The sequence below is a fragment of the Streptomyces hazeniae genome (assembly GCF_031845485.1).
Lineage (GTDB): Bacteria > Actinomycetota > Actinomycetes > Streptomycetales > Streptomycetaceae > Streptomyces > Streptomyces hazeniae.
In genome coordinates this window covers 150,346-157,569 of sequence record NZ_JAVREQ010000017.1, presented here as the reverse complement: position 1 = coordinate 157,569, position 7,224 = coordinate 150,346, and the positions used below count along the sequence as shown (strand labels likewise).

5 protein-coding genes, 1 tRNA gene and 1 pseudogene are annotated in these 7,224 nt (G+C 72.7%); 6 read left to right on the top strand and 1 reads right to left on the bottom strand.

What is annotated here, in order from left to right; genetic code table 11:
• Positions 1-271: 271 nt before the first annotated feature.
• Positions 272-432 (top strand): annotated as a pseudogene (locus tag RM572_RS19080) (IS5/IS1182 family transposase); the annotation flags it as partial.
• Positions 433-1,272: 840 nt separating this feature from the next.
• Here the strand turns inward: RM572_RS19080 and RM572_RS19075 are convergent.
• Positions 1,273-1,344: transfer RNA gene (locus RM572_RS19075), tRNA-Arg, on the bottom strand.
• A 146-nt stretch (positions 1,345-1,490) separates the two neighbouring features.
• Here RM572_RS19075 and RM572_RS19070 point away from each other — a divergent pair.
• From RM572_RS19070 to thrC, 5 genes are all read left to right on the top strand, one after another.
• Positions 1,491-1,925, top strand: coding sequence for a response regulator (locus RM572_RS19070; protein ID WP_394813644.1), 435 nt, complete (start codon positions 1,491-1,493; stop codon positions 1,923-1,925).
• Between the two features lie 150 nt (positions 1,926-2,075).
• Positions 2,076-2,852 (top strand): DALR anticodon-binding domain-containing protein, encoded by a 777-nt coding sequence (locus RM572_RS19065; protein WP_311674563.1) that lies wholly within the window; start codon positions 2,076-2,078, stop codon positions 2,850-2,852.
• A 19-nt stretch (positions 2,853-2,871) separates the two neighbouring features.
• Positions 2,872-4,263, top strand: coding sequence for a diaminopimelate decarboxylase (gene lysA / locus RM572_RS19060; protein WP_311674562.1), 1,392 nt, complete (start codon positions 2,872-2,874; stop codon positions 4,261-4,263).
• A gap of 186 nt (positions 4,264-4,449) precedes the next feature.
• The gene (locus RM572_RS19055; protein ID WP_311674561.1) at positions 4,450-5,742 is read left to right on the top strand and encodes a homoserine dehydrogenase; all 1,293 of its coding nucleotides are present in this window, start codon (positions 4,450-4,452) and stop codon (positions 5,740-5,742) included.
• A gap of 122 nt (positions 5,743-5,864) precedes the next feature.
• Positions 5,865-6,956: a threonine synthase gene (thrC, locus tag RM572_RS19050; RefSeq protein ID WP_311674560.1), complete on the top strand. Its 1,092-nt coding sequence runs from the start codon at positions 5,865-5,867 to the stop codon at positions 6,954-6,956.
• Positions 6,957-7,224 lie beyond the last annotated feature (268 nt).

The following is a 7,224-nucleotide window of genomic DNA, read 5'->3' as shown; positions in this document are numbered from 1 at the left end:
GGTGGGAAGTCCTTCATCAGTTGAGTCCTTGGGAGGAGTCCCGGACCCACCGGGCCCCGGTGAACGGAGTCCGGTCCCGTGCGACCGGGCCCCGGACATCCAGGTCCCCGTGCGACCTGTGGTTCTGGCAGGGCGTGAGGTCGTGGGGTGGAGTTCGACCCGGTGAGGAGGGGGCGGCCGTGGCCGCCCGGAGGGCCGTCATCGGCGGCGGCCCGTCGGCTGCGCCGCCTCGCCCATGTCCGGCGGCGTCGGCATGAGTTCGGCCCTGCGTACCGCCTACCGCTACCTCCGCCAAGCCGTCGACATGCTGGCCGCACTCGCGCCGTCCCTTGCCGAGGCCGTTCGCACCGCACCGCGCAAGGCGTACGCCCTCCTCGTACCCTCCTGCCGATCGACCGCAATGCCGCCGACCGCCCCTTCTACTCGGGGAAGCCTGTTCTCCCTGATCGCCGCAGCCGTGCTCGCCCTCACCCTTCGCGCCACCGGATCACCACCAAGGGGCGCCAGCCCCGTACGGCTCGTCCCCTGACCTGTCCAGAACTCATCCGTCTGCTGCGCGTCCTGGTCCTACCGCCCATGAACCGCAGCCGCGACCACTTCCTGCACTGGACCACCTGGCGCCGCCGTCACCAAGCCATCGCCCGCCCCTGCCAGCAGCAGCGACACCGCTACCACGACAACCCATGACCGGAACTACAACTGCCGTGTCAGCTGAGCCAGTGGCGCCAGCGGGCTGCTGGCGGTTCGCAATGTCCTGAGGCGACCAAGTCCTGGTAGGCGCGCTCGTCCAATTCTTCCCAGGTCACGTCCTCCCCGTTCTCTGGGAGAGGCTGCCCGTCACCTCCGACGAATGCACCGAAGGCGACCTCACAGCTGGATGGACGCACGGTTTGGGTTGCGTACCACCCGAACGTGGAGAGGGCGACGACGCAGCAGGCCAGCACTATTCGGGCGCGATAGTCGTGTCTCACCAGCCGCATCGTAGACACCCACACGACGACCTCTTGGTGCGGCAGCCTGCTGGCCCACTTCCCATCCCCGCGCCAGCAGGGCGAGGTGAACTCCACATCTGGTGGAAGGGTGTTGCGCTGTCCCGTACTAGACCTTCGTCGTGCGTGGGCTCACCTGGGGAAACGGGCCGAGATCCTGTCCACGGATAGTCCACGGGCCCCGACATACGGCCGCATCGAGCGGCATACGACTGCGCACGCACGAAGACCCCGTACTCAGCGTCTCCGCTGGTCACGGGGTCTTTGGGCACTTCAGAAGGAGTACCCCCGGCAGGATTCGAACCTGCGCACACGGCTCCGGAGGCCGTTGCTCTATCCCCTGAGCTACGGGGGCGTGGCGCGCTGTGCGTGCCGACGGGTAGAACACTACCAGCCCGGAGGGGGTGGGTCGGAACGGGTTTCCCGGGGGCGTGGGGGCGTGGGCCGGGGCGGTTGGAATCAGGCAAAACGCGGACGCGGGGCGTATCGGACGCATACGCTCTGCGTGTGCAGGGCGCGTCCGGCCGGGTGCTCGTCGTGGACGACGACGAGGTGATCCGGCAGCTGATCAGGGTCAACCTGGAGCTGGAGGGCTTCGAGGTCGTGACCGCGGACGACGGTGCCGACTGCCTGGAGGTCGTGCACGGGGTGCGCCCCGACGTGATCACGCTGGACGTGGTGATGCCGCGGCTCGACGGGCTGCGGGCGGCGGCGTGCCTGCGCGCGGACCCGAGGACGCGGGAGATCCCGCTGGCGCTGGTGTCGGCGTGCGGTGCTGGGGGCCTGGGGGACCGTGAGGCGGCACGGGTGGACGCTGTGCTGGCGAAGCCGTTCGAGCCCTCGGTGCTGGTCGGGATGGTGCGGCGGCTGGCCTGCCAGGCGCGCTCGGCGCGCGGCCGGGGCGGGAAGGGTACCCCGTCGGTGCCGCACGGCTGAGGCGGTCGGCGGGTGTGCGGGAGCGGCAGCGGAGTTGCCGCTCCGAGGTGGGCCGAGGTGCGGGGAGCAGGGGGAGGAAGCGCGGCGCGCCGTCCCAGCAGACGGAACCCGTTGGCGCGATACCGCCCCTCCTCTCCTAGGCTGGGCCACGTGACACCGGCCCAGCTCTCGAGCACCGTGCAGCACGTTCTGCGCGGTGCGGTGGGCGATGCCGCGCCGGGGCGGGTGGTGGTGGAGTCACCGCCGCGCCGGGGGAGCGGCGACTACGCCACGGGCGCGGTGCTCCAGGCCGCCAGGGCGAGCGGGAACGACGCTCGGCGCCTCGCCGGCACGGTCGCCGACACCCTGGCCGGGGAGAGCGGCGTCGCCGGGGTCGAGGTGCAGGGGCCGGGGTTCCTCGACGTCACGCTGGACGCGGACGGCAGGGCCGCCCTCGTCCGCGCGCTGACCGGGCCGGACCACAGCACGCCCGACGCGCCCGCACAGGACGCTCGCCGCTGGGCCGAGGCGACGGGGGAGACGCCGGAGGCGTCGCTCCCGCGCACGGACGGCAGTTCCCTGTTCCGCGTGCAGTACGCCCACGCCCGCACGCGGGCGCTGCTGCGCAACGCCACCGACCTGGGCCTGCGGCCCGGGGCCGGAGCCGGCGGGCACGGGTACGGCGCTCCCGCCGAGCGGGGGCTGCTGGCGCTGCTCGCCGACCAGCGCCGGATAGCCGAGGCCGGGGACGCCGGGCGTCTGGCCCGCCACCTCTCCGCCGTCGCCGACGCCTGCCACGCCTTCCACGAGGCCTGCCCGCCCCTGCCCCGGGGGGACGAGAAACCCGGGGCCGCCCACCGCGCCCGCCTGGCTCTCACCGAAGCCTGCGGAACGGTGCTGGCCGGCGGCCTGTTCCAGCTCGGTGTCACCGCACCCGCACACCTGTAGAGGGAAACCAGCCACGCTCATGAGCAGATCCGCACACCCCGCCGGGCCCCGCCACGCCGACGTACTGCCCGAGGGGCACTACTCCGGCCCGCCCGCCGATCTCAACGCACTCGACCCGCAGATCTGGGCCCGTACGGTCGTCCGCGCCGACACCGGCGCGGTCACGGTCGGCGGGCTGGACGTCCGGGACCTGGCCGAGGAGTTCGGCACCCCGGCGTACTTCCTGGACGAGTCCGACTTCCGCGAGCGCTGCCGCGCCTGGCGGGACGCGTTCGGCTCGGAGGCCGACGTGTTCTACGCCGGCAAGGCGTTCCTCTCCCGCGCCGTGGTGCGCTGGCTGCACGAGGAGGGCCTCAACCTGGACGTCTGCTCCGCGGGCGAACTGCACACCGCGCTGGCGGCGGGCATGCCCGCCGACCGCATCGCCCTGCACGGCAACAACAAGTCGACGTCCGAGATCCGGCAGGCCGTCGAGGCCGGAGTCGGCCGGATCGTGCTGGACTCCTTCCAGGAGATCGCCCGCGTCGCGCACCTCGCACGGGAGCTGGGCACCGTGCAGAAGGTGCAGATCCGCGTCACCGTCGGCGTCGAGGCGCACACCCACGAGTTCATCGCCACGGCGCACGAGGACCAGAAGTTCGGCCTGGCGCTGGCCGACGGCCAGGCCGCCGAGGCGGTGCGCAGGGTCCTGCAGCTGGACAGCCTGGAACTGCTCGGCATCCACTCGCACATCGGCTCGCAGATCTTCGACACCTCCGGCTTCGAGGTCGCCGCGCACCGCGTCGTCGGCCTGCTGCGGCAGGTGCGGGACGAGCACGGCGTCGAGCTGCCGGAGATCGACCTGGGCGGCGGCCTCGGCATCGCCTACACCTCCGAGGACGACCCGCGGGAGCCGCACGAGATCGCCAAGGCGCTCGGTGACATCGTCACCGGCGAGTGCCGGGCGGCGGGGCTGTCCGTGCCGCGCCTGTCGGTGGAGCCGGGCCGCGCGATCGTCGGGCCGACGGCGTTCACGCTGTACGAGGTCGGCACCGTGAAGGAGCTGGAGGGGCTGCGCACCTACGTGAGTGTGGACGGCGGCATGTCGGACAACATCCGCACCGCGCTCTACGACGCCGAGTACAGCGTGTCGCTGGTCTCCCGCACCTCCGAGGCGGAGCCGATGCTCTCCCGCGTGGTGGGCAAGCACTGCGAGAGCGGCGACATCGTCGTCAAGGACGCGTTCCTGCCGGCCGATCTGGCGCCCGGCGACCTGCTCGCCGTGCCGGCGACCGGGGCGTACTGCCGCTCGATGGCCAGCAACTACAACCACGCGCTGCGGCCTCCGGTGGTCGCGGTGCGCAACGGCGAGGCGCGGGTCATCGTGCGCCGGGAGACGGAGGAGGACCTGGCGCGGCTGGACGTCGGCTGACGGGACGGGCCCGCCGGGCTCCCGGCCCGGCGGCCGCCGGGCCGGCGGGTTCCCGGAACAACGGGACGCACCCGGCCACCGAAGCGCGCAGGCGTGAGACGGGCGTTCCACATGCTGGATGGGGCGTGGACGAACCGGACCCGTGCGTGAGACTTGGACAACCACAACAGATGTGAGCGAGGTCGAATGATGCGTACGCGTCCGCTGAAAGTGGCGCTGCTGGGCTGTGGGGTCGTCGGCTCCGAGGTGGCACGCATCATGACGACGCACGCGCACGACCTCGCCGCGCGCATCGGCGCCCCGGTCGAACTGGCCGGGGTCGCCGTACGCCGCCCGGGGCGGGTGCGGGAGGGCGTCGCCCCGGAGCTGGTGACCACGGACGCGAGCGGTCTGGTGCAGCGGGCGGACATCGACGTGGTGATCGAGGTCATCGGCGGGATCGAACCCGCACGCGGCCTGATCACCACCGCCTTCGAGCACGGCGCCAGCGTCGTCACCGCCAACAAGGCGCTGATCGCCGAGGACGGCGCCAGCCTGCACGAGACGGCCGAGAAGTACGGCGCCGACCTCTACTACGAGGCCGCCGCGGCCGCCGCGATCCCGCTGGTGCGGCCGCTGCGCGAGTCGCTCGCGGGCGACAAGGTCAACCGCGTCCTCGGCATCGTCAACGGCACCACCAACTTCATCCTCGACCGGATGGACACCGCCGGCACCGGCTACGGCGAGGCGCTGGACGAGGCCACCGCGCTCGGCTACGCCGAGGCCGACCCCACGGCCGACGTCGAGGGCTTCGACGCCGCGGCCAAGGCCGCCATCCTCGCCGGTATCGCCTTCCACACGCGGGTGCGGCTGGACGACGTGCACCGGGAGGGCCTCACCGACGTCACCTCCGCGGACATCGCCTCCGCGCAGCGCATGGGCTGCACGGTCAAGCTGCTGGCCATCTGCGAGCGGGCGGCGGACGGCCGCAGCGTCTCCGCCCGCGTGCACCCGGCGATGATCCCGCTGAGCCATCCCCTGGCGTCCGTGCGCGAGGCGTACAACGCGGTCTTCGTGGAGGCGGACGCCGCCGGGCAGCTGATGTTCTACGGTCCCGGCGCGGGTGGCGCGCCCACCGCCTCGGCGGTGCTGGGCGACCTGGTCGCGGCCTGCCGCAACAAGGTCAACGGCGCGCGCGGGCCGGGCGAGTCGGCGTACGCGCAGCTGCCGGTCTCGCCCATGGGCGAGGTCGTCACCCGCTACCACATCAGCCTGGACGTGGCCGACAAGCCGGGTGTGCTGGCCCAGGTCGCCATGGTCTTCGCGGAGCACGGGGTGTCCATCGACACGGTGCGCCAGCAGGGCAAGGACGGCGAGGCGTGGCTGGTCGTGGTCACGCACCGGGCGTCCGACGCGGCCCTCACGGCGACGGTGGAGGCGCTGCGCGGCCTCGACACCGTGCGCGGCGTGGCCAGCATCATGCGGGTCGAGGGCGAGTAGCGAGTTTCGCGTGGCCGGCCGGCCGCGACGCACCCGTGCGAGGAGGCGCGGGCACGACGCGGCCGCAGAGGGGTTCCAGGGGAACAAGGGGTTCAAGGGGAGCAACGAGGACAATGACCATCATGGAACGCATGCCCGCCGGCGCCACCACCCACCAGTGGCGCGGCGTCATCGAGGAGTACCGCGACCGGCTGCCCGTCGACGCGGAGACCGAGGTCGTCACCCTGCGGGAGGGCGGCACGCCGCTCGTCCCGGCCCGTGTGCTGTCCGCCGCCACCGGGTGCGACGTGCACCTGAAGGTGGAGGGCGCGAATCCGACCGGGTCCTTCAAGGACCGCGGCATGACGATGGCCATCACGCACGCCAAGGCGCGGGGTGCGCAGGCCGTCATCTGCGCCTCCACGGGCAACACCAGTGCCTCGGCCGCGGCGTACGCGGTGCGTGCCGGGATGGTGTGCGCCGTGCTGGTGCCCCAGGGCAAGATCGCCCTGGGGAAGATGGGGCAGGCGCTGGTCCACGGCTCCAAGATCCTCCAGGTGGACGGCAACTTCGACGACTGCCTCAACCTGGCGCGCGGACTGTCCGAGAAGTACCCGGTCGCGCTGGTCAACTCGGTCAACCCGTCCCGCATCGAGGGGCAGAAGACGGCCGCGTTCGAGGTCGTCGACGCCCTCGGCGACGCGCCCGACATCCACGTGCTGCCGGTGGGCAACGCGGGCAACATCACCGCCTACTGGAAGGGCTACCGGGAGTACGCGGACCCGGCGACCGGCGGCCCCGCCACCCGTACGCCCCGCATGTGGGGCTTCCAGGCGTCGGGCGCCGCGCCCCTCGTGCACGGTGCACCGGTGACGGAGCCCAGCACCATCGCCACCGCGATCCGGATCGGCAACCCCGCCTCCTGGACGCTCGCCGAGCAGGCACGGGACGAGTCCGGTGGGTTCATCGAGTCGGTGACCGACCGTCAGATCCTGCGCGCCTACCGGCTGTTGGCGGCCGAGGAGGGCGTCTTCGTGGAGCCCGCGTCGGCCGCTTCGGTGGCAGGTCTGCTCCAGGCGGCAGAGCAGAACCGCGTCGATCCGGGGCAGCGCATCGTCTGCACGGTCACCGGGAACGGGCTGAAGGACCCCGACTGGGCGGTGGCCGGAGCGCCGCAGCCGATCGTGGTGCCCGTCGACGCGGACGCCGCCGCCGAACGCCTCGGGCTGGCGTGACGGGGACGGTCCTGCGCGCCTGACGGCGGCTCCCTCCCGCCTGACGGCGGCTCCCGCGGCGCGGCGAGCGACGGTCGCCGCGCCCGCCTCATGCCGGCCGGTCAAGACCGCGGGGCGGGTTTCGGCCATCGACAGGGCCGGCGGGTGCACGCCCGGTCCGGAGCGCCGCAGCTCACCGGCGGTGCGAAGCACGTACGGTGATCCGACACGCATCGTGCGCCTCCCGTGCGCCCTGTGTTGCCGGGGAACCTTCCTTCGATAGGCTGGG